This is a genomic window from Parajatrophihabitans canadensis (genome assembly GCF_053764775.1).
The window spans coordinates 546,477-571,499 of record NZ_CM132445.1 but is presented as its reverse complement, the minus strand read 5'-3'; the positions used below and the strand labels follow the sequence as shown (position 1 = coordinate 571,499).

25 protein-coding genes, 1 pseudogene and 1 riboswitch are annotated in these 25,023 nt (G+C 64.7%); of the genes and pseudogenes, 11 read left to right on the top strand and 15 right to left on the bottom strand.

The window, feature by feature from the left end:
• Window positions 1-49 precede the first annotated feature (49 nt).
• Genes ACSMXN_RS02770 through ACSMXN_RS02760 form a run of 3 tightly spaced genes read right to left on the bottom strand, consistent with a single transcriptional unit; the run spans window position 50 to window position 2,610 of the window.
• On the bottom strand, window positions 50-844 hold the full coding sequence (locus ACSMXN_RS02770) for a TrmH family RNA methyltransferase (RefSeq protein WP_022913748.1): 795 nt from the start codon (window positions 842-844) through the stop codon (window positions 50-52).
• Window positions 841-2,175, bottom strand: a complete 1,335-nt coding sequence (locus ACSMXN_RS02765) for an MFS transporter (RefSeq protein ID WP_022913747.1) — start codon at window positions 2,173-2,175, stop codon at window positions 841-843. The genes ACSMXN_RS02770 and ACSMXN_RS02765 overlap by 4 nt, the downstream gene beginning before the upstream one ends.
• Window positions 2,176-2,610 (bottom strand): MarR family winged helix-turn-helix transcriptional regulator, encoded by a 435-nt coding sequence (locus tag ACSMXN_RS02760; RefSeq protein WP_455407681.1) that lies wholly within the window; start codon window positions 2,608-2,610, stop codon window positions 2,176-2,178.
• An 82-nt stretch (window positions 2,611-2,692) separates the two neighbouring features.
• Between ACSMXN_RS02760 and ACSMXN_RS02755 the strand changes: the two genes are divergently transcribed.
• A complete protein-coding gene (locus ACSMXN_RS02755; RefSeq protein ID WP_051148898.1) occupies window positions 2,693-3,028 on the top strand; it encodes a DUF2530 domain-containing protein in 336 nt (111 codons plus the stop codon).
• A 391-nt stretch (window positions 3,029-3,419) separates the two neighbouring features.
• Window positions 3,420-4,961 (top strand): annotated as a pseudogene (locus ACSMXN_RS02750) (chorismate-binding protein); the annotation flags it as partial.
• Here ACSMXN_RS02750 and ACSMXN_RS02745 read toward each other — a convergent pair.
• Window positions 4,866-5,885, bottom strand: a complete 1,020-nt coding sequence (locus ACSMXN_RS02745; RefSeq protein ID WP_081649164.1) for a DUF3027 domain-containing protein — start codon at window positions 5,883-5,885, stop codon at window positions 4,866-4,868. The pseudogene ACSMXN_RS02750 and the gene ACSMXN_RS02745 overlap by 96 nt on opposite strands.
• Before the next feature lie 148 nt (window positions 5,886-6,033).
• Between ACSMXN_RS02745 and ACSMXN_RS02740 the strand changes: the two genes are divergently transcribed.
• The 4 genes from ACSMXN_RS02740 to ACSMXN_RS02725 are packed head-to-tail and all read left to right on the top strand — an operon-like array spanning window position 6,034 to window position 9,731.
• Window positions 6,034-7,626, top strand: coding sequence for an MFS transporter (locus tag ACSMXN_RS02740; RefSeq protein ID WP_022913742.1), 1,593 nt, complete (start codon window positions 6,034-6,036; stop codon window positions 7,624-7,626).
• Complete coding sequence (locus ACSMXN_RS02735; protein WP_022913741.1) at window positions 7,623-8,114, top strand: DUF2771 family protein; 492 nt, start codon at window positions 7,623-7,625, stop codon at window positions 8,112-8,114. Before ACSMXN_RS02740 ends, ACSMXN_RS02735 begins: the two co-directional genes overlap by 4 nt.
• 28 nt (window positions 8,115-8,142) lie before the next feature.
• A complete protein-coding gene (mqnB, locus tag ACSMXN_RS02730; protein WP_022913740.1) occupies window positions 8,143-8,898 on the top strand; it encodes a futalosine hydrolase in 756 nt (251 codons plus the stop codon).
• The gene (locus ACSMXN_RS02725; protein ID WP_022913739.1) at window positions 8,895-9,731 is read left to right on the top strand and encodes a 1,4-dihydroxy-6-naphthoate synthase; all 837 of its coding nucleotides are present in this window, start codon (window positions 8,895-8,897) and stop codon (window positions 9,729-9,731) included. Before mqnB ends, ACSMXN_RS02725 begins: the two co-directional genes overlap by 4 nt.
• On the opposite strand, the gene ACSMXN_RS02720 is transcribed toward ACSMXN_RS02725, so the two are convergent.
• Together ACSMXN_RS02720 and ACSMXN_RS02715 are read right to left on the bottom strand one after the other, a co-directional pair.
• Entirely contained in the window at window positions 9,653-10,960 is a 1,308-nt protein-coding gene (locus ACSMXN_RS02720) for an MFS transporter (protein ID WP_196811309.1), read from the bottom strand. The two genes, ACSMXN_RS02725 and ACSMXN_RS02720, sit on opposite strands and share 79 nt — an antisense overlap.
• Before the next feature lie 145 nt (window positions 10,961-11,105).
• The gene (locus ACSMXN_RS02715; protein ID WP_022913737.1) at window positions 11,106-11,489 is read right to left on the bottom strand and encodes a cold-shock protein; all 384 of its coding nucleotides are present in this window, start codon (window positions 11,487-11,489) and stop codon (window positions 11,106-11,108) included.
• Window positions 11,490-11,607: 118 nt separating this feature from the next.
• Between ACSMXN_RS02715 and ACSMXN_RS02710 the strand changes: the two genes are divergently transcribed.
• The 4 genes from ACSMXN_RS02710 (at window position 11,608) to ACSMXN_RS02695 (ending at window position 16,465) form a co-directional block, all read left to right on the top strand.
• A complete protein-coding gene (locus ACSMXN_RS02710) occupies window positions 11,608-11,895 on the top strand; it encodes a hypothetical protein (protein ID WP_155958404.1) in 288 nt (95 codons plus the stop codon).
• A 117-nt stretch (window positions 11,896-12,012) separates the two neighbouring features.
• Window positions 12,013-12,219 (top strand): hypothetical protein, encoded by a 207-nt coding sequence (locus ACSMXN_RS02705; protein ID WP_022913735.1) that lies wholly within the window; start codon window positions 12,013-12,015, stop codon window positions 12,217-12,219.
• Between the two features lie 44 nt (window positions 12,220-12,263).
• A complete protein-coding gene (locus ACSMXN_RS02700; protein WP_022913734.1) occupies window positions 12,264-14,723 on the top strand; it encodes a helicase-associated domain-containing protein in 2,460 nt (819 codons plus the stop codon).
• Between the two features lie 92 nt (window positions 14,724-14,815).
• Entirely contained in the window at window positions 14,816-16,465 is a 1,650-nt protein-coding gene (locus ACSMXN_RS02695; protein WP_022913733.1) for a DNA repair helicase XPB, read from the top strand.
• Between the two features lie 65 nt (window positions 16,466-16,530).
• On the opposite strand, the gene ACSMXN_RS02690 is transcribed toward ACSMXN_RS02695, so the two are convergent.
• The 6 genes from ACSMXN_RS02690 to ACSMXN_RS02665 all read right to left on the bottom strand — a co-directional run bounded on the left by ACSMXN_RS02690 (window position 16,531) and on the right by ACSMXN_RS02665 (window position 21,367).
• Window positions 16,531-17,028 carry a DUF2505 domain-containing protein gene (locus ACSMXN_RS02690; RefSeq protein WP_022913732.1) on the bottom strand — a complete coding sequence of 166 codons (498 nt, stop codon included), beginning with the start codon at window positions 17,026-17,028 and terminating at the stop codon, window positions 16,531-16,533.
• A 91-nt stretch (window positions 17,029-17,119) separates the two neighbouring features.
• Window positions 17,120-18,751: a chaperonin GroEL gene (gene groL / locus ACSMXN_RS02685; RefSeq protein WP_022913731.1), complete on the bottom strand. Its 1,632-nt coding sequence runs from the start codon at window positions 18,749-18,751 to the stop codon at window positions 17,120-17,122.
• Window positions 18,752-18,973: 222 nt separating this feature from the next.
• On the bottom strand, window positions 18,974-19,324 hold the full coding sequence (locus tag ACSMXN_RS02680) for a putative quinol monooxygenase (RefSeq protein ID WP_022913730.1): 351 nt from the start codon (window positions 19,322-19,324) through the stop codon (window positions 18,974-18,976).
• Window positions 19,325-19,361: 37 nt separating this feature from the next.
• Window positions 19,362-20,063: a GAF and ANTAR domain-containing protein gene (locus ACSMXN_RS02675; protein WP_022913729.1), complete on the bottom strand. Its 702-nt coding sequence runs from the start codon at window positions 20,061-20,063 to the stop codon at window positions 19,362-19,364.
• Window positions 20,064-20,254: 191 nt separating this feature from the next.
• Window positions 20,255-20,986, bottom strand: a complete 732-nt coding sequence (locus tag ACSMXN_RS02670; RefSeq protein WP_022913728.1) for a GAF and ANTAR domain-containing protein — start codon at window positions 20,984-20,986, stop codon at window positions 20,255-20,257.
• Between the two features lie 177 nt (window positions 20,987-21,163).
• Window positions 21,164-21,367 (bottom strand): cold-shock protein, encoded by a 204-nt coding sequence (locus ACSMXN_RS02665; protein WP_022913727.1) that lies wholly within the window; start codon window positions 21,365-21,367, stop codon window positions 21,164-21,166.
• 386 nt (window positions 21,368-21,753) lie between these two features.
• Here ACSMXN_RS02665 and ACSMXN_RS02660 point away from each other — a divergent pair, with 386 nt between their 5' ends.
• Window positions 21,754-22,275: a DUF6328 family protein gene (locus ACSMXN_RS02660; RefSeq protein ID WP_051148910.1), complete on the top strand. Its 522-nt coding sequence runs from the start codon at window positions 21,754-21,756 to the stop codon at window positions 22,273-22,275.
• Here the strand turns inward: ACSMXN_RS02660 and thrC are convergent.
• From thrC to ACSMXN_RS02645, 3 genes are all read right to left on the bottom strand, one after another.
• Window positions 22,272-23,549: a threonine synthase gene (gene thrC / locus ACSMXN_RS02655; RefSeq protein ID WP_022913725.1), complete on the bottom strand. Its 1,278-nt coding sequence runs from the start codon at window positions 23,547-23,549 to the stop codon at window positions 22,272-22,274. The genes ACSMXN_RS02660 and thrC overlap by 4 nt on opposite strands.
• 11 nt (window positions 23,550-23,560) lie before the next feature.
• A riboswitch (SAM riboswitch) is annotated at window positions 23,561-23,736 on the bottom strand.
• Between the two features lie 60 nt (window positions 23,737-23,796).
• Window positions 23,797-24,357, bottom strand: coding sequence for a LytR C-terminal domain-containing protein (locus ACSMXN_RS02650; RefSeq protein ID WP_022913724.1), 561 nt, complete (start codon window positions 24,355-24,357; stop codon window positions 23,797-23,799).
• A 9-nt stretch (window positions 24,358-24,366) separates the two neighbouring features.
• A complete protein-coding gene (locus ACSMXN_RS02645) occupies window positions 24,367-24,759 on the bottom strand; it encodes a DUF3263 domain-containing protein (RefSeq protein WP_081649162.1) in 393 nt (130 codons plus the stop codon).
• Between the last annotated feature and the right edge of the window lie 264 nt (window positions 24,760-25,023).

Genomic DNA, 25,023 nt, shown 5'->3' with positions numbered 1-25,023 from the left:
GCGGCCCTTAGAACGAAAGCCGTTGGGACGAGCCCCTTAGGACGAGCCCCTAGGACGAGAGCAATGCGGCCATAGCTACGGCACCGGCGGTCGCGACATTCAGCGAATCGACGCCATCGGCCATCGGTATCCGGACCCATTCGTCCGCCATCTCCAACGCCGGCTCCGACAGGCCTGGCCCCTCGGCGCCCAGAAGTACCGCCCATCGTGGCGGCGCAGCGAGTGAACCTATCGACTTCGCATCGGCACGAGGGGTCATTGCGAGTAGCTGCACGCCCGCCCCGCGTAGCACGGCGAGTGACTGCGGCCACGGATCGGCCAGCACCGCAAAGGGCATCGAGAAGACGTAGCCCATCGATACCCGCACGCTGCGCCGGTACAAGGGGTCTGCGCAGCGTGGATCGAGCAGCACGCCGTCGATGCCGAACGCGGCAGCGTTACGAAAGATCGAACCAAGATTCTCGAAGTCATTGATACCTTCGAGCACCACGAAACGGCGCCCTTGGTCAACGAGTTCGACCGGGTCCGCGACAGCAGGACGATCTGCCGCGGCGAGTACGCCCCTGGTGACCCGGAAGCCCACCAGATCGGACAGCGCCCACTTGTCGAGGCAATACACCGGCACGGGTGCTGATTCAGTGATCGTGGGCCTCAGCGCGGTCAACTTCGACTCGACCCCGACGATCGCTCGCACGCGATAGTTAGACCGCAGCAGGCGCTCGACGACATTGACGCCTTCGGCTATGACGACGCCGCGGCGATCGGCGCGTACATCGGCGTCGATCAGAGCCCGGAAATCGTCCAGCCTGGGGTCGGTCGGATCGGTGAGCGCCGGGAATGTCACGCCCGAACGATAGCGAAGCGCCCCCACAGGCCGCTGAAGCCAATTCGGCGGCGAGCCACAAGCCACAGACCGATGGCGATCGTGATGACCAACGAGATGATGCCGCCTCCCAACATCCCCCAGCGCGGCCCGAACTGCTCGGCCACCCAGCCGACTATCGGGGCGCCGGCCGGGGTGCCGCCGAGGAAGCAGATCAGGTACAACGCCATCACCCGGCCGCGCATGGTCGGCTCGACGCCGAGCTGCACCATCGCATTGGCCGACTGCGCGAACACGATCATGGCCGCACCTGCGGGAACGAGAGCCGCGCCCATCAGGGCGAAGCTCGGCATCACGGAGGCGATGATTTCGAAGACGCCGAATCCCACGGCGGACAGGATCAGAAAGGTCCTCGACGGGCGCTTACGCCGGAACGTCCCGCCTAGCGCGCCCAACGTCGCGCCCACGGCCAGCAGCGTGGACAGCAAGCCATAGGCGTCCGCGCCTCGATGAAACACCTGCTTGGCGATGAGCGCGATAGTGATCTGGAAATTCATACCGAACGTTCCGACTACGAAGACCAGCACCATCGGCAAGATCAAGTCAGACCTGCTCGTGACGTAGCGCAGCGCCGCTCGATATTGACCGGGCTCGCGAACGACGGGTTTAGATGGAAACAACTCGGCCGGACGCATCAGCAACAGACCAGCCAATACGGCGATAGACGACGCGGCGTTCCCGATGAAGGCCCACCCGGTACCCACCGCGCTGATCAAAACTCCTGCAATGGCAGGTCCGATGATGCGAGCGAGATTGAAGATCGTCGCGTTCAGAGCTACCGCGTTCGGCAGGTCCTCCTGACCGACCATCTCGACGACGAAAGACTGCCGAATGGGGGTATCTATCGCGCCCGCCACCCCGAGGACAGCGGCAAGTGCCATGACGTGCCAGATCTGGACCAGACCGGAGACGTCGAGCAAGCCGAGCACCAGAGCGGTGAGGGCAATCGAGGTCTGGGTGAACAACAACAGCCGCCGCTTGTTGCCACGGTCGGCCAGCGCCCCGCCATACATCGACAAGAGCAGGGATGGCCCGAACTGCAACGCGGTCACGATACCCAGTGCGGTGCCGGAGTTCGTGAGTTGCAGGACCAGCCAGTCCTGGGCAACGCGTTGGGCCCACGTCCCGGTCAGCGACACCAACTGGCCGCCGGCGTACAACCGATAGTTGCGAACCCTCAAGGATTGAAAGGGGTTTACCCGCGGTTTGCGGCCATCTGGCAAGCGGGCAGCCGATGGTTCACCCGCTTCTGCCAATGCCTCCTGGGTGGCTTCAACGGACCGGGCGCGCACCTATGAACCGAGCCGGTTCAATACCTCGGTAGCCTGCGCCAGCTTGTCACGGTCTGCCTCGCTCAAGTCCGCGAGTCGGAGCGCCAGCCATTCGTCACGGGCGCGGGTTTCATTGTCGAGCAGGTCGCGGCCGGCATCGCTTATGGAGATGATCGACTGCCGCCGGTCTTCCGGGTGGGCGCCACGATCGATCAGGCCATCGGCTTCCAACGAGGCGAGGATCTTGGTCATGGACGGCGGCTGGACCTGCTCGATCGCAGCGATTTCGCCTGCGCTCAGCGGCCCGGACCTGGCAACCGTCGCCAGCGCGGACAGTTGCGAGAGCGTGACCGAAGTGTTCACCTGCTGCGAGCGCAGGCGCCGGGTCATCTTCAGAATCGACAGCCGGATGCTCGACGCGAGCTCCGTGTCGGACATGGGGACGGTGGTCGGCACATGGTTAGTCTAGCTAACGATTATCCGATCCGCTATGGACTTCCGTCATTCGCTGTCATCGGGAACGGTAGCCTGCCCAGTTGTGAGCGATAGTTCGACCGAACCGGCAGACAAACCCGCGAACAACGGTGCGCCACGATCGCCAGAATCTGCGGAAACGCCAGAATCTGCAGAATCACCGCAGTTTAATCGGCCCGTACCGGCGCACGTCGAGATGCTTTCCGTCGACGCCCGCAAGGTCATCCTCGCCGGCACGATCCTGTTCTTCGTGGCCTTTGTCGCCCTGTTGCCGTTTTGGAACTGGCTCGGCGACCACGGCCACCGCGTCTGGCTCTGGACCTGCCTCGCCGGTTGGCTGCTGGGGATTGCGGCGTTTCCGCTGATCCGTAAGCATTCGGACGAAGGTCGGCTTGGCTGAGATTCGGGTTCACCCCCTCGCCCTGATCACGACCGCAGGGCAGTTGGTGCGGGCCCTCAACGCGAGCCGCGAAATCGACGCGAGCGCGTTGACATACCTGAGCGGACGGTGGGCTGCTGGACGTGCGCTGATTGCCTGGGCCCCGCGGCAAGTTCTTTCCGGCGTCAGTGGGGGCGGCAGCGGGGGCGGCAGTCCGACCGCGCCGCCACGGCTGCAGGCCAGCGGCCCGGCGGGGGCTCTCGGCGGCGGCTGGTTCGGTTGGTTCGGTTTCGACGACGCGACCTCGTGGTGGGGGCGCTTCGAGACCGTGCTCCGCCAGGACGAGGTGGGCGATTGGTTTCTAGAGACCATTTCCGACGAGACAGACTTGGTGCAGTTAGCGGCCACGATCATGGCGATCGCGACTTCGGCCGAAGCAGGCTCGGAGAGCGCGCCGCAAGCCGCTTTCAGCTTCGCCGGGGTCAGCGCTACCCCCGAGCAGACGCACGTGGCTGCCGTCGAGCGGGCCATCTCAGCGATTCGGGCCGGGCAGCTTTACCAGGTCAATGTCTGCGCGCGCTTCACCGGCGAGCTGCACGGCTCCCCCCTCGACCTCTTCAGCACGGGCGTCGAACAGCTCGAGCCGGACTACGCCGCCTATCTGCAAACCCCGCACCGCACGATCGTGAGTTTCTCACCCGAACTGTTCTTGCATCGCGACGGTGCGACCCTCAGCACGGCTCCCATCAAGGGCACCGCGCTCCGGACGGTGGCCGGCGATCGATTGGATGACCCGGCCGCGGTCGGTCTGCGCCATTCGGCCAAGGATCGTGCCGAGAACATCATGATCACCGACCTCATGCGCAACGATATTTCCCGGGTCTGCGAGCCGGGCACGGTACGCACTCCGACGTTGCTGGCGATCCGTCCCGCGCCCGGCGTCTGGCACCTCGTCAGCGAAGTCACGGGCCGACTTCGTCCGGACGTGCTTGGCGGCGAAGTCGATTCGGCAATACTGGCAGCGACCTTTCCACCGGGCTCGGTGACGGGCGCGCCGAAGATCAGGGCGATCAGACTCATCGAGGAGCTCGAGGCCGTGCCCCGCGGAGTTTTCACCGGCGCCGTCGGGTATTTCGGCGCCAACGACACCGCGACCCTCAATGTGGCGATCCGTACCTTCGAGTTCAACCCCGAGCACGTCGCCAACTTGCAATCGCCTTCCTCCCGCTTCGAGTTGGGAGTTGGCGGAGGCATTACCGCCGATTCGGTGCCGATGGCCGAGTGGCGTGAATGCCTCATCAAAGCCGCTCCCCTGCTCGGTCTCGGCGGCATCGAGCTCGATACCGAGTCGGCCGAGCTACCCGAGGTGGTCGATCCGGACGACGGCATCTTCGACACGATGCTGGCCTCGAATGGCATCATCGCCGGTTTGAGCGACCACCTCGGTCGCCTTGATGCCTCGTTGCGTGAGCTGTACGGACGAGCTCTGCCCGCGGGCCTGCGCTCGGAGCTGGAAGCTGCGGCCCGGGAGCACCGCTCGGTTGCCAGTTATCGGATTCGGGTGGCGATCCGTCCGAGCACCGAGCGTGCTGAAATCTCGTTGTCAGCGGTCAAGGCGGACCCTGCACAGACCTCGAAGGCTGATGTCAGGCTGCGGACCGTGCGTGGCAGGGCTGGCAGCTGGCGTCACAAATACAACGATCGCCGCTACCTGGTCGACCTCGAGACGGCGGCGGGGCGGCCCGGCGAATTGCCGTTGTTCGTATGCGGAAAAGGCGCTGACGCGGTGGTAGCTGAAACGAGCCGAAGCAACATCGCAGTGATCGATGGCCGTGGTCGGTTGGCGACGCCGGTGCTGTCAGAAGCTGTCTTGCCCGGCGTCACTCGGCGCAGGCTGCTCGACGCTGCTCTCGATCGCGGTTGGTTGGTCGAGCTGCGCGATGTCAGCCTGGCCGAGCTGTTCGTCGGGTGCCTCGTGATCAGCATCAACAGCGCCGGAATCGGCGGCGTGGAGAGTATCGACGGTAGGCGACTCGATCTCGATCACCGCCTGCTCGCTGAGATCCGCGGCTGGTTCCCCGAGTTCTGAATCAAGATCATCGCGCTCGACTACATCAATCTCGTCATCGTCGAACACCGCTCCGAGCTCTTCGAGGTTGGGCTCGACCACCGCTTCAGAATGTGCGCCGCAACCATGATCGACCGTCACGACCTGGCCATCGGTCTCGGTGACGGGATTGGCGCAGACCCCGATCGCGGCGCTCAAGGATCCCGCGAGCGGCAGAAAGAATCCGCAGGTTCCGCACGGCGCGGGTGCCTGCCGGGCCATCGGCGTATCTGGACCGCCCGGACCGGCCGTCCAGCGATCGGCAGCATCCAGACGCCCGAAGCGCGACAGCACCCGGACGCGACCGACGCCGAGTTCGAAGGCGACCTCGGTGACCTGTGGGTCATCGGAGAGCAGGTAGGCCGGCACCAGCCGCGGGTCGTCGGGTGCAGTCGGCAATACGTCCCCGGGGCTGAGATCGCCCGGCTGTACCCGCTCACTCCACGGCACCCACGGGGGCGCCAGCAACGCAACATCACCGGGCAACAGGACGACCTCTGCGACGGTCGGCGCGAATCCCGGCGCACGATCGAGCGTGACTGCCCAGAACCAGCCGACATACCCGCGCAAGGTGGCTGCAAAGGCGTGCGTGACCAGCCGTTCGCCCTCAGCGCGAACACCGAGGTGTTCACCGACAGCGCTCGCTTCGCCTACCGCGGTCTCGCTCGCGTTCTCGATCGCGGCTGACCGCGCCAACTCGACTGCTGCTGCGCACTCGGCATCGAGCACGAACGTGTCCGCGGCGGCCTCGCCAGCACCTTCGGTGGCAATCGGGCTCTGCGGAAATCGCTCTGTTTGGACGCTCACAACGCCTATTGTCGCTCATTGGCATTTGAGTAGGCACCCGACTGCACAGATCTGGCGCCATTTCAGCCAGGCGGCGGCCTCGTCCGTCGGTGGTTTGGGGCAGGATGGAGACATGGGAACTGACTGGGAAGCGGGGGGCGCGAGCCCTGACGGTTTCTCCCAGCCCACCTACCACCACATCCAGCCGCCGGGCGGGCAGCAACCGCCGGAGCAGCTCGATCCCGGTAAGCGGGCGCTCGCAGGCCGCGAGTCGAACGAGCATGATCCACGAGAACCCAGGGCTGCCTCGGCCCGACCGGCTGGCACCGGCGATGTGACCGTGACCCGGGCCGTGATGGCCCGCAGCCGATACCTGTCGAAGCTTGTCGCCCACAAGGTCATCTCTGCGAGTCAAGCGGACGGAGCCCGCGAGTCCGGGCTCACGGCCTTGATCTGGAACCAGGTCATGTCCTATGGCGCGGACGCGATGGTCACGGTCGCGTTGGCCGGCACAGTGTTCTTCTCCGCGCCGTCGGACGCCCAACGCGGCAACGTTCTGCTCTACCTGCTCATAACGATGGCACCATTCGCGTTGGTGGCACCGATCATCGGCCCGGGTCTGGACCGGATCCAGCACGGCCGTCGTTGGCTGATGGCCGGCACGGCAATCGGCCGAGCGCTGCTGGCCATCGTCATGGCACAGAATTTCACCGACCTGTACGTACTGTTTCCGGCAGCGCTCGGGTCGCTGGTGCTGTCGAAGGCGTACGCCGTCATTCGATCCTCGGCCGCCCCCAGGCTGGTCCCCTCGAACCTCACGCTGGTCGAGGCCAACGCTCGGTTGAGCATCTTCGGCCTGGCCGCGGCGTTGCTTGGGGGTGGCATCGTCGGCGTGACGATCAAGGTGACCGGGTCCTACCCGCTCGGTCTCTGGATAACCGCCGTCGCCTTCGCGGCTACCGCCTTCTACTCATTTCGGTTGCCCAAGATCGTGGACACGCTGCCCGAGGATGCCGTGCACGTGGAAAAGCGCGCCCGGTCAGCCGCGAAAGAACCGCCGGCCGCGCGGCTGTTTTCGGTTCAACGCCTACTGGCCTGGTCCAGGCGTGGTTTCACCCAGCCGGTGATCCTTGCCCTGCAGGGTGAATCGACACTGCGCTGGCTGTCCGGTTTCATCACCCTCTTCCTCGCCTTCTACATCGAGGCGACCTCCCACGGGTGGGAGGCGGTCGCCAGCCTCGGGGCCATGGGCGGCGCCACCGGTGTCGGTAACTTTCTGGGCACCGGCATCGGTACCCGGCTCAAGATGGCTCGTCCCGACCTGATCATCCTGATGTGCAACGCCCTTGCCGCAGTGGCCTGCCTCGTAACGGCGGTGTTCTTCTCGCTGCCAATGGCAATCGTGGCCGCGCTGTGCTCGGCCATCAGCAACGCGCTCGCCAAGCTCTCCCTCGATGCGGTGATACAGCGCGACGTCGCCGAATCGCTGCGGTCCTCCGCCTTCGGCCGTTCTGAGACCTTCCTGCAGCTTTCCTGGGTGCTCGGTGCGACCATCGCCATCCTGCTGCCCTCCACGAATGGCCAGCTCGGCTTCGGCGTCGCCGCGGGTCTTACCGTCGGCGTCGCGCTGTTCATGGCCCTGCGCGAACGAGCGGTACGTGCCCGAGGCCACACTCAGCCGGTGCGCCCGGAGCGCGAGGCGCACCCCGGTAATCTCGGTGCGTGACTTCGTCGATAGACCGCTCGATCCCCGCCGTTGCCTCGCGCCGATCGGGCCGTCCGATCGCGATGGTCATCGCACTCATCGCGGCCGCGATGCTGCTCAGCGCTTGCGGCCAGAAGCCGCGGCCGACGGTAACCGTGTTCAGCGGATCTACTGCGAAGAAAGTGTCTGCCCAGCAACCCTGCGCGCTCCTCAAGACTTGCTCGGACGACTCGAAGATCGTCGAGCTGACCGTCCGGCCGGGCTCGACCATCCTGGTGGATGTGTCGCACGATCTGGCCGACGCCGGCTGGATCGCCACCGCGTTCACCGAGGACAGCACGGGCAAGTCGACGACCGTCGACGGTGCGGGGACGGCCGCACCCACCCGAGACTTCACGGCCCGGCTGAATGTTCCACAGGCCCAGGGCGGCTACTTCGTTCGGATCACCGCGGTACGTCCCTCGAACCAGCTGACAACCTGGCTGGTGCAGGTCAAACTCGAGCAGTAGTCGTGTTCGAGCAGATGGCGCCAAGCCGATGACCCGCATCCTGGTGGTCACGGCGGCAGGCGCCGAACGCGACGCCGTGCTCAAGGGTCGCAACCCGACAGCTGGGGCTGCCGGTGAGGTCGACACCCTGCGCTCGACAACGGCCGCGGGCGTGGTCGACGTGGTGGCCAGCGGCGTCGGACTGCCGGCAGCGACCGTTGCCGCATGTTGGGCCTTACGGCCACCGTCCTCCCGTTCTGATGCCAGCGCCGACTCCCGCGATAACTCCCGGTATGACTCCCCGTATGACTTGGTGATCTGCGCCGGGATTGCCGGCGGCTTCCCGGCCGCAGAAGTGGGATCGGTCGCGGTGTCTCATGCCGTCGTACACGCCGATCTTGGCGCCGAAACCGACTCCGGCTTCAGCTCGATGGCCGAACTCGGGTGGGGTCCCGTCCGCTTCGAGATAGATCAGCCGCTGGCTGAACTCGTCTCGCGCCGGACGGACGCGGTGCTCGGTTCGGTGCTGACGGTCTCCACGGTTACCGGTAGTCAGGCCAGAGCCGACGAACTGCACGCGGCTTATCCGGATGCGGTCGCCGAGGCCATGGAAGGTGTTGGCGTCCATCGGGCTGCGAGCAGGTTCGGGGTGCCATTCGTCGAGATCCGGACGATCTCCAACCGGGTCGGGCCCCGCAACCGCGACAATTGGCAGATCACCGAAGCGCTGGCCGCCCTCACGGCTGCCTTCGACGGGCTGCTGGCCAGCCCGTTACCGTTGAGAATTCAGGGAGACCCAGCATGACAACCCCCGCCGTGTCGTTAGCGTTCTCACCTTGCCCCAATGACACGTTCGTGTTCCACGCCTGGACACATGGCTTGATCGACGGCGCTCCGGTGCCAGAGGTCACGTTCGCCGACGTCGACGTCACCAATCACGCCGCCCAGCGAGGTGATTTCGACGTGGTCAAGGTGTCATATGCGGCCCTGCCGTGGCTGCTCGACAAATATCGCCTGTTGCCGTGCGGCGGTGCGCTCGGCAGGGGCTGCGGGCCCCTTGTCTTGACCAGCGAGGCTCGTGCGGATCTCAACGACGCCAAGGTTGCGGTTCCGGGTGACCGGACAACCGCGTACCTGCTGATGCGGCTGTGGGCCCAGGGCCAACAGCCGGCATCGATTGAGATCGTGCCCTTCGCCGAGATCATGCCCGGCGTCCGAGACGGACATTACGATGCAGGTCTGGTCATTCACGAGGCCCGTTTCACCTATCCGCAATACGGGCTCACCGCGATCGCTGACCTCGGCGAATGGTGGGAATCCACAACCGGGCATCCCATCCCGCTCGGCGCGATCATCGCGCGCCGCGACGCGTCCCGTCCCGAACTCGATCCAGAGCTGCTCAGCACGGTGATCAGGTCTTCAGTCGACTACGCGTTCGAGAATCCCCAGGCCTCTGCCGACTTCATCGCCGAGCACGCCGACGAGATGGACCCGGCCGTCCAGCGCCAGCACATCGCTCTGTACGTGAACGAGTTCAGCCGCGATCTGGGCGATGAGGGCTACGACGCGATCGAAGAATTGCTTGGCCGGGCACGCGCCGCGAGGCTGGTTCCGGCGATCGGTTCGCTTCGCGACTGAGCGGCGGCGAACCGACGCTCGTCGCCGACGGGCGTCAGCGCGATAGCGAGCAGCGGAAAGATCGCCGCAATCGCGAATCCGAGCGCGTAGCCGTGTGCCGAGATCAAGGCGCCGAGTAGCGGCGGGGTGAGTGTGGCGGCGATGTTCTGCGCGGTGTTCTGAGCGCCAAGAGCTCGACCAGCCCAGGACGATCCGGCGATTTCAGCCACCGACGTGAAGGCCAATCCGTTGTCGGCAACCGTGATGACCGCACCGAGTACCAGCACGACGATGACCACCGGCGACGAGATCCGGTCACACAGCGCCGCGGCCACCATCACCGCGGCACTGGCCACTGCCAATTGACGCATTGGGCGCAGCCGACTGCCAACCCGATCGGACCAGACTCCACTGCCGATCCGTCCGAACGCCCCGAGCACCTGTGCGAAAAACAGCAGCCTGCCGGCGTCGGTCGCATCCCAGTGCCGCACTCCGACCAGGTAGATCATCGAGAATCCCGATACTGCGAACTGCGGGACGACCAGCATGGTCGAGGCGGCGTGCAGACGCCACAAGGTGGGTACCCGATACGGTGATGCGACCTTGCGGGCTGTATCTGATGTCGTGGCCCCTGATGTTGTGGCCCCTGATGTCGTGGGCATAGCAGGCCGTGGTGGGTCCAGCGCAAAGGCCGCAACGAGGACAGCGAGCACCGCGCAGGTCACGGCCGGGATCGCGAGGGCCGGGCCAAGCCCCCATCGCTGGGCGACCGGTGGCAACACCAGAGCCGCAAAGGCCACGCCGAGCGGTTGACCGGTCTGCCTGATGCCCATCGCCAGACCGCGCTCATGGGCCGCGAACCAGCCCAGCACCATCCGGCCGCTTGCGGCGTTCACCGAGGCGGCCGAGGCGCCGGCCAGCACAAGCGCGATGCACAAGGCGAGGACGGAGGCCAGCTGGGTGGCCCACAACAAGAAGATCGCGGCCAGCGCGAGGCCGGAAACGATGATCCATCGTTCGCCGTAGCGGTCGGCAAGGGCTCCCCAGGCGATCAGGGTCAGCAGCAGCCCGAGCGCGGGCGCGCCCACCACCGCGCCGGCCACGGGCAACGACAGGTGCAGGTCGGTTCGAAACTGGGGAACGAGCATCGGCAGGCCGTACAGGAACGAGCACGTCGCCGCTTGGGCGAAGAGCCCCAGCGCGAGAATCAGCCAGCGCCGACTGCCTGCCGTTGGACGAGTGCCTTCCACGAAGCACACGGTACCGCAGCTCTCATTATATGGGAATATCGTCCCATAGAATGAGATACCGCGAGACTTTGAGTGAGCTCGCGAATTGCAGCAAAAAGGGGCTCCGGCGATGCGCCGGAGCCCCTTCTGCGATCTATCGAACTGCTCAGGACTCCAAATTGTCGGCGACGGCCCGTAACAGGGTCGCCACCTTCTTACCCTCGGCTCGGTCCGGGTAGTGCCCTCGACGTAGCGAGTTGCCTACTTTGTCGAGCAACTTGATCAGATCCTCGACGATCGGGGTCATTTCTTCGGCCGGGCGACGAGTGGCCTTGACCACCGACGGCACCGGATCGAGCAAACGGACCTGGAGCGCCTGGTTTCCCTTGCGCCCTTGCACGATGCCGAACTCGACCCGCTGACCGGGTTTGAGCTCGGCAACTCCGACGGGCAACGCGTCCTTGTGAACGAACACGTCGGCCCCCTCGTCGTCGGCGAGGAAGCCGAAGCCCTTCTCACCGTCGAACCACTTCACCTTGCCGGACGGCATGAGAAACACCCCACTACTCTTGGTCGTACTACACAGAAAACGTCCGCACGTCGTGCGGACGTCAATGTCACAGAATATCGTGGTCACACTATCCCTCGCACCAGAGATACTGGTGGACATGTCTATCGCGCAAGCATCATCTGTTGCTGATAACACCGATGGTTCTTCAGCACCCTCTCAGCAGGCAACGCGTTCGCGGGCGGTCCGGGTTGGTTTCACCGTCTTTGCGGTTGGCTTGCTCTTCCTGTCAGTAACGGTTCTGCCCTTCTTCTGGGGCGATGACAACCGCTCGCTCTGGCTCAATATCGGTTGCATGCTCGCCCCGATCGGTTTCGTCATTGCGATTGTCGGCGTTGTCCGCGCGGGCCGGGCCGACCAGCGCGCCGCTCTGACTGCGATCGAGTAGCTCCGCGCTCAGGTGCCCGCAGACGCGTGGCACACTGGTTGTTCGCATCAGAAACGCGTTATTTGCTCTCGCAGCACCGCATAGCTCTCGCAGCACCGCATAGAAGGTGGGCAGTACATGGCAGGCACGGTTACGCCGCGCACCATAGCGCCGCAGCTGAACTGGGAAGAGGACTACCCCGAACACCCGGTCAACGAGTTGCTCGCGCAGAATCCCGGCTCGCAGTCTCCGTTCGGTGACGACATCACGTTTCCGTTACCGGTCGAGGATCTGTACTACGAGCACCCCGGGCCGCAGAACCGCCCCCATCTCGCAGGCGACTGATTCAACTTCACCCAGAGGCCAGTCATGAGCACGACCGCAATGCCGTGACAGCCCTGCCGGATGCCACCAGTTCGGCGGGCTCGCCGCACACGCTTACTGACTGGTTGCGCCGATCCTCGGATTCCGATCTGATCGCGCTGCTGCGGCGCCGTCCGGACCTGGCCCTGCCGGCGCCGGTTGATCTGGCGACCTTGGCCAGCAGGGCAAGCGTTCGATCGTCCATCGCTCGGGCGCTCGACTCTCTCGATGCCTACACCTTGCGAGTGCTCGAAGTGATTTCGAGCCTTGGCGCCGGAGCCGCGGCCAACGAGGTCCAGGGTTGGTTCGCAACCGATGAGGCCACTGCGGTCGATGTTGCGATCGAACGCCTGCGCGAGTGGTTGCTGATCTGGGGCGCCGATGAGGATTTACATCCGGTCGGCGCGGTACGCGAGGTCATCGGGCCGTACCCAGCCGGCTTGGGTAGAACTGCTGCAGAACTGTTCAGCATGGTCAACGACATCGCTCTCGCGCCGTTGTCGCGGCGGCTCGGTGTGCCCCCTGCAACACAACCGCGGTCCGGATCGGCCGTTGCGCAAGCTGTGCTGTCCGATCTCGATCAGCTACTTGCCGACTGCGACGACGCCGAGCTGTCGATTCTGGATCGGCTGGCAGCCGGACCCCCGATCGGTACGTTGCGAAACGCGACCACCGTACGAGTCGACGACAGTGGTTTTCGAGCCGCAGATCCGGACCAGAACGCCAGTCCGGCGCGATCCCTCCTGAATCGCGGCCTGCTGGTTCCCGTCGACCGCGACACCGTCGAACTGCCACGCGAGATCGCGCTTCGACTGCGGGCCTACCCCGCCGGCGACGTGCGCCACGAACCTGCCGAGATCGCGCGGACCGACCGGGGCACGGCGGTCATCGACGGCGGCGGATCGAGCGCGGTCATGGAAAGCGTCCGCCTCGTCGAGGTGTTGTTGAACGCGATGGCCGACGATCCTCCCGCCCAACTGCGTGCAGGCGGGCTGGGCGTGCGGGATTTACGCCGGCTGTCCAGGATCCTCGATGTGACCGAAAGCGTGACCGGTTTACTCGTCGAGGTGGCGTACGAGTCCGGGCTGTTGTCATCGACGACGCACGTTGACCCGTCCTATTTGCCGACCACTGAGTTCGATTCCTGGCTCCGACGCGCCACACCGGCACGTTGGGTACAGCTGGCGACGGCGTGGCTGGGCATGACGCGACTACCGAGTTTGATCGGGGAACGCGACGAGCGGGACAAGACGATCGCTCCGCTGTCCTCCGACGTCGAACGGCACAGCGCACCTGGGCTGCGGCTGCAACTGCTCAGGCTGCTTGCAGAGCTGCCCCCGGGGCAGGCGCCGACAGCCGATGCTGACGTGCTGTCCAGGCTCAGCTGGCTGATGCCACGACGAGCCGCGACCAGCCGCCCGCTGGCCGCGTCGATGCTCACCGAGGCTGCAACCCTAGGCCTGACGGGGTACAGCGCAATCACCGGTTACACCCGAGCACTCGTCGACGGCGCCGAGACCGGTGCGGTACGCGCGGAGCTCAACGCCACCGACGCGCTCACCGCGGCGTTACCGGAAGCAGTCGATGAATTCCTGCTCCAGCCTGACCTGACCGCAGTGGTGCCTGGGCCGGCAACTGCCGACTTGCAGCGCGAGCTGAGCCTTGCCGCCGACCTCGAATCGACCGGCGGTGCGTCGGTGTACCGCATCTCGCCGACAAGTCTGCGACGCGCACTGGATTCGGGGCGATCGGGATCGGATCTGCTCCAGTTCTTCACCGGGTCTTCCCGCACACCCGTTCCGCAGGCCCTGCAGTACATGATCAACGACGTTGCCAGTCAACACGGCCGGCTGCGTACCGGCACAGCGGCCAGCTACCTTCGCTGCGACGACGAGGCCCTACTGGACCGTGTCATGACCGATCCGATCGCTGACACCTTGAATCTGCAGCGGATCGCCCCCACCGTCGTGCTGTCGAGCTCAACGATCAACGTGGTGCTCGACCGGCTTCGCGCCGCCGGGTTCGCCCCCGCGGCCGAATCCGCAACCGGTGCGATAGTGAGCCTCGCGGCGGACGCGCCCCGGGTCGCTGGCCGGCCGCAATCGCGGGTATCGCGAGTACGTGCCAGCAGTATTCCGGATGCCCAGCTCAGCGAGGTCGTGACCAGGCTGCGTGCCAGCGAGCGACTCTCGCGGGCAGTCACCCAATCGACGAACCGGGTGTCCCAGCAGATACCGGGCGTCACCTCCGCCTCGATTCTGGAGGTACTGCGCGCTGCTATCCGAGCGGAGCAGACCATCGCGCTGGGCTACGTGGACGACACCGGAACGCCCTCACAGCGCACGTTGCTGCCGATCTCGATGGGCGGCGGCATGGTTCGGGGGCACGATCCAGACGATGAGCGGTTGCGCAGCTATCCACTGCAACGCATTACTACCGTCAGTGTCCTAGACGACTCCGACGACTCCGACGACGACCTCTTCTAGCCGGGAACGCCCACGGGAACACCAGGCTGTCATAGTTCCTTGGCACAATGGACAGTTCGCGCACGTAAATGCAGGAAGCCTAGGAGCACGGTGTGACCGACGGACCGCTGATCGTTCAATCCGACAAGACCCTGTTGCTCGAAGTCGACCACGAACTCGCCGGCGAGGCGCGGGCCGCGATCGCGCCGTTCGCCGAGCTCGAGCGCTCTCCCGAACACGTGCACACCTACCGTCTTACCCCGCTGGGTTTGTGGAACGCGCGCGCCGCCGGCCACGACGCCGAGCAGGTTGTCGACGCGCTGGTGCGGTTCAGCCGCTACACCGTTCCGCATGCGCTGCTGGTTGATGTCGCGGACACGATGGACCGTTACGGCCGCCTGCAGCTGGCCAAGCACCCCGTGCACGGTCTCGTCCTGATCTCCCTCGATCGCGCGGTGCTCGAAGAGATCCTGCGCCAGAAGAAGATCGCCCCGATGCTCGGCGAGCGGATCGACGAAGACACGGTGCTCGTACATCCGTCCGAACGGGGACGGCTCAAGCAGGCATTGCTGAAGGTCGGGTGGCCCGCCGAGGACCTTGCAGGTTATGTCGACGGCGAGGCGCACCCGATCGAGCTCGACAACGCAGATTGGACCCTGCGGCCCTACCAACAGTTGGCAGTGGACTCCTTCTGGGCCGGCGGCTCGGGGGTGGTGGTGCTGCCCTGCGGCGCCGGCAAGACTCTCGTCGGTGCAGCCGCGATGGCCAAAGCCAAGGCCACCACCCTGATCCTGGTCACGAACACGGTCAGCGGCCGCCAATGGAAGCGCGAGTTGCTGGCCCGAACCTCGCTGACCGAGGACGAGATCGGCGAGTATTCCGGCGAGAAGAAGGAAATTCGCCCGGTAACCATCGCGACGTACCAGATCATGACGACCCGCCGGAAGGGCGAGTACCGCCACCTCGAGCTCTTCGACTCTCGGGACTGGGGTTTGGTTGTCTATGACGAGGTGCACCTGCTGCCGGCGCCGATCTTTCGGTTGACCGCGGACCTGCAGTCGCGCCGCAGGCTCGGGCTCACGGCAACTCTGGTCCGGGAAGACGGTCGCGAAGGCGACGTGTTCTCCCTGATCGGGCCCAAGCGCTACGACGCGCCGTGGAAGGACATCGAGAACCAGGGCTGGATTGCGCCGGCCGACTGTTCAGAGGTACGAGTGACGCTCACCGACGCCGAGCGGATGGCGTATGCGACTGCGGAGCCCGAGGACAAGTACAAGCTCGCCGCAACGGTACGAACCAAGCTGCCGGTCATCGAGGCAATCGTGAACAACCATCCTGACGATCAGATCCTCGTCATCGGCGCTTACCTCGACCAGTTGGACGAGATCGCCGAGCACCTCGGCGACGTGCCGATCATTCAGGGCTCGACCCCCAACAAGGAACGCGAGCGGTTGTATGACTCGTTCCGAACGGGTGAGACCCGCGTGCTGGTGGTGAGCAAGGTGGCCAACTTCTCCATCGATCTCCCTGAGGCTGCGGTGGCCATTCAAATCTCGGGTACCTTCGGATCCCGACAAGAGGAGGCTCAGCGACTGGGACGGGTGCTGCGCCCGAAGGCCGACAAGCGGCAGGCGCACTTCTACACGGTGGTCAGCCGTGACACGCTCGACGCCGACTACGCCGCACACCGCCAGCGGTTCCTCGCCGAACAGGGCTACGCATACACGATCGTCGACGCCGATGACCTCTTGAGGCCGCTCTGACGAGTCTGGGTCAGGAATAGCCCGGGGCCGAATAGCCCCGGGGTGCTAGTCAATCAGCGCGGCCGTCAGCTTCTGGACTCGAGCCACTCCTGGCCGGTTTGCAACTCGGTGCGGAATCCGCTGGCGATGACCCTGGCCAGGTCGGGCTCGAACTTCTTGCCAATGATCGGCACGGCGACCTTGACGTCACCCTCGATGGTCACCGTCGATCCGCTGCCTGACGGTGCTATGACGGCCGTGCCGACCATGGTTACCGGCTGCCCCTTGATCGTCAATCTGAGGTCAGCGGTTCGGCCGCCCGCGGAGTCGGCGGCACTCCACTGCTCGATCTGACGGACTTCGATCTTGTCGCCGATGAATTTCTTGGCGAAATCGGGCACGTCGGGCGGCAACGAGCGATCGACCTGAATCCGCACCGTGCCGTCCGCGGCGGGCTCAATCGTCACATTCCAGCTCAGGGCACCAGACTTCTTACACGCGGCCTCGCGCACACCCGGCTCGCAGTGAGCCTCGAAGGTCTGCTCGACACTGGCCTCAGAGGTGATCGACTCGCTCAGTTTCATGTGCTGATCATGGCCGATAAACCCCAGAATCGTGTAACGCTCGGCACCGTATCGGTGCCGAGCGTTACACGATCTTGGAAAAACTGACCTCTTAGAAGTCCATACCGCCCATGCCACCGTCGCCGCCACCGGGCATACCGGCAGGTGCCTTCTCAGGCTTGTCGGCAACAACGGCCTCGGTGGTGAGGAACAGGGCCGCGATCGACGCTGCGTTCTGCAGGGCCGAACGGGTCACCTTGGCGGGCTCGACGACGCCGGCCTTGACCATGTCGACGTACTCACCGGTTGCAGCGTTGAGGCCCCAGCCAGCAGTGAGGCCGGCAACCTTCTCGGCCACGACGCCGCCTTCGAGACCGGCATTGATCGCGATCTGCTTGAGCGGCGCGGTGAGCGCAACCCGAACGATGTTCGCGCCGGTGGCCTCGTCACCGGACAGGTCCAGCTTGTCGAACGCGGTCGCGGCAGCGTTGGCCAGAGCCACGCCACCACCGGGGAGCAGGCCCTCTTCGACGGCAGCCTTCGCGTTGCGAACGGCGTCTTCGATGCGGTGCTTGCGCTCCTTGAGCTCGACCTCGGTGGCTGCGCCAACCTTGATCACTGCAACGCCACCGGCCAGCTTGGCCAAGCGCTCCTGCAGCTTCTCGCGGTCGTAGTCAGAGTCCGAGTTCTCGATCTCGCCACGGATCTGGTTGACGCGACCCTGAATCTGGTCGGCGTCACCGGAACCCTCGACGATGGTGGTCTCGTCCTTGGAGATGTTGACCCGACGAGCGCGGCCCAGCAGCTCCAGGCCGGCGGTCTCGAGCTTGAGGCCGACGGTCTCGGAAATGACCTGGCCACCGGTGAGGATGGCGATGTCCTGCAGCATGGCCTTGCGGCGGTCACCGAAGCCGGGAGCCTTGACGGCAACCGACTTGAAGGTGCCACGGATCTTGTTCACGACCAGGGTCGAGAGGGCTTCACCCTCAACGTCCTCGGCGATGATGGCCAGCGGCTTGCCGGACTGCATGACCTTCTCCAGCAGCGGGAGAAGGTCCTTGACGGAACCGATCTTGCCTTCGACGATCAGGATGTACGGGTCGTCGAGGACGGCTTCCATACGCTCGGTGTCGGTAACGAAGTACGCCGAGATGTAACCCTTGTCGAAACGCATACCCTCGGTGAGCTCGAGCTCGAGTCCGAAGGTGTTCGACTCCTCAACGGTGATGACGCCTTCTTTGCCGACCTTGTCCATCGCCTCGGCGATGAGCTCGCCGACGGTGCTGTCAGCGGCCGAGATCGACGCCGTGGCGGCAATTTCTTCCTTGGTTTCAACTTCCTTGGCTGCCTTCAGCAGAACCTCGGAAACGGCTGCGGTCGCAGCTTCGATACCGCGCTTGAGTGCCATCGGGTTTGCACCGGCGGCAACGTTGCGCAGGCCCTCTTTGACGAGCGCCTGGGCGAGCACGGTTGCGGTCGTGGTGCCGTCACCGGCAACGTCATCGGTCTTCTTGGCGACCTCTTTGACGAGTTCGGCACCGATCTTCTCGTACGGGTCCTCGAGCTCGATTTCCTTGGCGATGGAAACACCGTCGTTGGTGATCGTGGGGGCGCCCCACTTCTTCTCCAACACGACGTTGCGGCCCTTCGGGCCAAGCGTCACCTTTACGGCGTCGGCAAGGATGTTCATGCCGCGCTCGAGGCCGCGGCGGGCCTCTTCGTCGAACGCGATCAACTTAGCCATGCGATGTCGTCCTTTGCTTGTCTGGGACTGACTGAGTCCTACCCAGCGATCACCGGATAGTCCAGCATCCGATCGGTGATGCCCGCGACGGCCGGCGCCCGTCAGGTGGGCACCTCATCACGATCGGCTAGCACTCACAGTACGCGAGTGCTAAGTCAGGTTTAGCACTCGACCCCAACGAGTGCAAGGTCGCTTCGTCCGCTATTGGCAGACTACGTCCGGTTATTCGGCCGGCACGCCGGGGTTTACCCGACGGACGACGGGCACCAGTGGCCGAGCGGCGGCCGGGCCGTCCAGCAGGTCGGCGAGTTCCAGTTGCAGCGCACGAAAGAAGTCATGGTCGAAATGAGCCTGCACGGCGGCTCCATCGGCGAATTCCTCCCACATGAAGACTTGGTTCTCATCATTGGGATCGGCGGCCACCGCGAACAACAGGGTGCCCGGTTCACCGTCGAGAGTCGCGGCATAGTTCGTAAGGATCTTCAGCAGCTCTTCGCGGGCACCCGGCTTCGCGGTCATCTGCAGTATGGCGCCGAATTTGCCTACGCCTCGGGCCGGTGTTGCCTCATCCACTGAAATCTCCGAACGTTCGCCTGGTGTGCACTCCAGCTCAGGGCAGATCTGGCAGGGCGCCGGTCTCGACCACCTCAGCGGCCACGTCGCGCAGCTTGACGTGCAGGTTCTGGCTCGCGGTACGAAGCAGCGAGAACGCCTCGTCCTGCCTCACCTTGTGATGGGCCATCAGCACCCCCAGCGCGACACCGATCTCGCGGTTGCTGTGCAGGGCCGACTCGAGGTTTGCCGCGTGGCCCTCGGCATCGTGCAGCGCAACCAGGCTCGAGGCGTGGGCGGCAAAGATGGTCGCGGTGTTGATCGCCTCGTCGCCGAACGCGGCCGGCTCGTCGGCGAACAGGTTCAGCGCGGCGGATTCTTCGGCAAGCAGCTGGAACGACAGGACGCTGCGAACCGGTGTCTGTTCGGCGACGGCAGCGGCAAACCGGGGCCAGCGGGGCTCGTTGGCGACGTCGAACAGCAAATAGTCGGCGTCGTCCTCCGCCGCCTGCACGCACGGACCTTCGTTCAGTTCGTACTGCAGCGCATCGGCCCGCGCGGCCACTGGATCAGAAGCAGCGAGCGTGTGGGCTTGCTTGCCTCGAAGTACGGTAATGCTTGCCCAGCTACAGCCGTCGACGTGCTTGACCGCAAGTTCGACCATGCGATGTAGCGCCGCTGCGTTGTCGCCGTCCCCGTGCAGTTCGTTGCCGAGCGCGGCAAACTCCTGCGACAGCTCCAGCATCTCGTTCGTATCCATGCTGTTCAGCCCCCAGAAGAGTCGTCTTGCCGATACACATTGTGACGGCAGCATTGTGCATGATCGCTTGGCGGCTTCGCCAGCGGGCCGCCTGTCAGGTCGGTGTCCGTCGGTGTCAGGTCGGTGTCCGTCGGTGTCAGGTCGGTGTCCGGTCGGTGTCAGGACGATTGCCGCACCCGAGTCAGGTCGGCTCAGGCGAGCTTCGTCGGAGGCGGCGGCAGCTTGAGCTCCCCAGATTCCGCGACGTCCATCGCCACATCGACGAGCTTGCGGTGGGTGTTCTGACTCGCCATCCGCAGCAGATCAAAAGCCTGAGCCTGGGTGAGCTTGTATTGGCTCATCAAGACGCCCATAGCGACACCGATACCGCGGTTACTCTGCAGCGCGCGCTCGAGGTGTTCGACCTGCTCGTGCATCCGTGCGGTCGTCACTGCCAGCGATGCATGCGTGGTGAACATCAGCGCCACCGTCTGATCAGAGTCATCGAAGGCGTCATGCTTCGTCGAGTACAGGTTGAGGGCGGCCAGCAGGTCATCGTCCTCGAGGAACAGCCTGGTCGACAGCATGCTGAAGATGCTCTCTTGGGCCGCGGCGCGGCGGCCGAATTCCGGCCACCTTCGGTCAGCCGCCAGATCGCCCGTCCGAAAGGTCGTGTTCTCCTCGGCCGCATCGACACACGGGCCGCTGTTGAGCTCGTACTGGATTCGATCGACCCGCAGCGGAAGGTCACTGGTGGCGCCGACGGTCTCGAACTTGCCGACGCGGCCACGGCTCACCGCCGCCTCTTCCGCGCCCGGTACCAGCTCGACAGCGCGTCGCGAGATCAGCGTCAGGGTGTCCTCGAGACTGCGCTCGGACATGAGGTCACGTCCGAGCTCGGAGAACAGCTCAGCGAGACGATGTACCGACTCAGCATCCACCATTGGAACGTACCCGCTGAGAGTTCGATGCGCTCACTCTGACCGTAGGGAGACCCGTTCGAACGCGCGCTACCGGCCCGAATCGGTGTGCGATCCGGGTCGGCGGCGGCGGTATTGAGGGTTTGATACTGCGGCGGTTCAGTTGACGGTTCAGGCTGACGGTGTCATGCGCCAGCGTGACTAACCGACGACGCGAACGCCTTCGGCCTGCGGACCCTTGGGTCCCTGAGCGACTTCGAATTCCACTCGCTGACCTTCATCAAGAGAGCGGTACCCGTCCGACTCGATGGCGCTGTAGTGGACGAATACGTCCTGGCCACCGTCCACGGCGATGAAGCCGTAGCCCTTCTCATTGTTGAACCACTTAACGCTGCCCTGGGCCACGTGCACTCCTTGCTAGGGGCCTTCCGTCGCTCACCCGTCGTGAGGGCGGGGTCTTCGTTCCTTCGGTCCCGATCAACGCGCACGGCCGGTCGGCGTGATGCCTGCCGTCGTGGCCCTTCGTCTGGCGAAACGCTTGGTACTACGACCAAGGCAGAAATTAACACGCAACGAGATTCACTGGCTAGAAATCTCAACCAAACCGAGACCATCGAATATGCAACGCGCAACCCGCATGCTCTACCCTCCGTCCCCGTCGCCGCCTGTTTGATCCCGAATGTCAGCGTCGGTCCGATGTTGTCGTCGATCTCGTCCGGTGCGCCGTCCGGCGCATAGCCTGGACCGATCCGTACCGACCGATGATCCGTACCGATCGTGGGGGCGCCCGCATGGCCGATGAAGATCTGTCGACAGCAGCCGACGACGGGCGCAATGAAACCAACGCCGCGCGCCTTGATCGCAACTACGCTGAGTTGCTCCAAGAATTACGGGTCTCAGAGACCGGCGTCCAGATCCTGTTCGCCTTCATGCTGTCGATCGCGTTTCAGCAGCGGTTCCAGAGCATCGACACCTTTCAGCGGACGATCTACGTGCTGACGTTGATATTGTCCACGCTGGCCATCGCATTGCTGATCGCGCCGGTAGCCTTTCACCGGCTGGTCTTTCGACAGGGGCTGAAAGAAGAACTCGTGCTGACTGCGAGCAGGTTGGCGATTGCCGGCACGAGCTTCCTGCTGCTGTCGGTCCTCAGCGGCGTACTGCTGATTCTCGACTACGTCGTCGGACGAGCCTTCGCGATAACCACAACCGCGCTGCTCGCGATCGTGTTTCTGCTGCTATGGGTGGCTCTGCCGCTGTGGTACCGCGACCGCGCAGGCGATCGACGACGTGAGTCGGCAGCGTCCCGCTAGAGCAAACCTGCTGCCCGCATCCCCTTGAGCGTCGGCGGAATTACCGCGGTCGGGCCAACCTGCTCGGCGACCGCATCGACTGTCTTCAGCCCGTCGCCGGTGTTGTAAAGGACCGTCTCACGCGTGGTGTCGATCTGGCCGGACTCGACCAGCTTCTTCAGCACGGCCGTCGTGACGCCGCCAGCCGTTTCGGTGAACACGCCGCAAGTCTCAGCAAGCAACTGGATCCCGGCCCGGATCTCGTCGTCATTCACATGAGCCATCGCGCCGCCGGTGGAGCGAACGGCGTCGAGGGCGTACGGCCCGTCCGCGGGATTTCCGATGTTGAGCGATTTCGCGATGCCAGTCGGCTTGACCGGAATCACGGTGTCGCTACCGTCGGCGAACGCCTGGGCGATGGGTGAGCAGCCGGTGGACTGGGCACCGTAAATCCGGTAGTCGCTCGGCTCGACGAGACCGATTGCCTGCAGCTCTTTGAACGCCTTGTGCACCTTGGTCAGCATCGACCCCGATGCCATCGGTGCCACGACCTGGGGCGGCAGCCGCCAGCCGAGTTGCTCAGCGACCTCGAACCCGAGCGTCTTCGAGCCCTCGGCGTAGTACGGGCGCACGTTGACGTTCACGAACGCGGTGGACTCGAACTCATCGGTCTCCGCGAGCTCGCTGCACAACCGATTCACGTCATCGTAGGAGCCGTCGATGGCGACCAGAGTGCCGCCGTAGATCGCGGTCTGAGTGATCTTTGCGGGTTCGAGGTCCGCCGGAATGAAGACAATCGAGTCCATGCCGATTCGCGATGCGTGGGCGGCCACGGAGTTGGCGAGGTTTCCGGTTGAAGCGCATGCGATCCGGCTGAAGCCGAGTTCGCGCGCGGCCGTGATCGCCACCGAAACGACCCGGTCCTTGAAGGAATGGGTCGGGTTGGCTGAATCGTCCTTGACCCACACCGGTGCCGTGAACCCCAGCAGATCCGCGAGCCTGTCGGCCCTGATCAAGGGCGTCATGCCGGTGCCGGAATCGACCCGAGTCTCGGCGTTGTGCCCGGCGGGCAGCAATCCGGCGTAGCGCCAGAGCGAATATGGCCCGGCCTCGATCTGGGCGCGGGTCACGCGCGCCAGCCGCTGCGGGTCGTAGCCGATCTCAAGGGGGCCGAAACACTCGAAGCAGGCGTGTTGGGCGCCGAGGGGATAGGTCGCGCCGCAGTTGCGACACACCAAACCTGAAGCGGGAGTTTCGCCGGACGTACCAGCGGGGCGATTGATCACAGCAGTCATTCCGAGGCCTCTCCTCATCTTTCCCGGGCGTCGTGGTGACGACCAGGCCGGAGTTGGCACCTACCTCGCGATGTCGCCGGTCTATGTGGCTGGACGCCACACGCTGCATTCGTCAGCAGCAATACGGTCTATCGCGGTGGTTGCCGGGGCTTCAACGGGCCGGTCCCTCTGCCCCTCTGGATGAGCGATATGTAGTCCGCGCGCGGAACCAGGCAAGAAATGACACGCACTGCCGAACGTTGTGCGCCTAACTGTAGTCGCTGGTCAGAACGAGGACGATCGGACCCTCGGGAAGGCCGTCAAAACGAGGCTTGATCCGCTTGATCTGCGGAAACTGAGCCTGCAGTGCCGTTGCCGCCGACTGAGCCCCAGCGGCGTTCGGGTCGTAGTAGGCCGCGGTAGAGAGAATGTCGCCGCTGAAGACGCCGCCGTCCGTTGCTGTCCAGCCGCCTTGTACGAGCCTTGTCACAGCAATGCCGCCCAGCCCGTCGGTGCCCGAGTTGTTCAGCACAATGACGGACGGGCGATTGACGGTCGGTTTGGTCGCCGTAGCCGGGTCGGTCGGTGCCGCTGCGGTCGTAGATGTCGTTGGTTTCGGCGACGTCGTGGCGGGCGTCGACTTCTTGGTCGTAGCGGCGGAGGCGGAACTAGAGACTCCGACGCTAGCCCGGTCGGCTTGGCGCCCCTTGGGGTGATTCAGCGCGACAAAGGCAAGGACCGCGACGAGCACCCCGACCGACGCCAAAACGACGCCAAGCAGTAACTCAACACGCCGACGTCGCGACGACGGCGGAGCAATATGCGACATAAATTATGGTTAGACCTCGATGCCCAGGCGGCGAGCAGAGCGCTGCCGCTGGCGACTGGCTCGAAGTCGCCTCAGCCGCTTGACCAGCATAGGGTCTGCCGCCAGCGCTTCTGACGAGTCGATCAGTCCGTTGAGCACCTGGTAGTAGCGGGTAGCGGACATATCGAACAACTCGCGAATGGCCTGTTCCTTGGCGCCGGCGTATTTCCACCACTGTCGTTCGAAGGCCAGAATCTCGCGGTCTCGCCGGTTGAGGCCACCCAGCTCTTCAGACTCTTCTGCGCCAGGAGCCACACCCACCTCGATCGGTGGTGCGCCATCAGAATCGGCTCCCGAAACGGCCGGTGCGCCGGCGTCAGGCTTGCCGCCGGGTGCATTGACCGCGGTGGGCGCGAGTTCCATGCGGCCTCCGAGCATCATCGCGGGCGGACTGTCGGCCCCCGCCAATACGTCACCTGTAACAGGTCTTGGACTATGAATCTCACCGGTGTAATTCGGTGCGCAATCATTCAACCATGCTCGGCGCGAGGTCGCTGAACCAGTCGTCATTGAATCAGCCGTGCGTGTCGCGTCAGCCCACTGGGTTCCGCACGCCACGATCGGCCGATATCCACAGCTAGCTCTCGATTTCCACAGCCAGCCGCAAAGCCGGATATCGAGGCGACG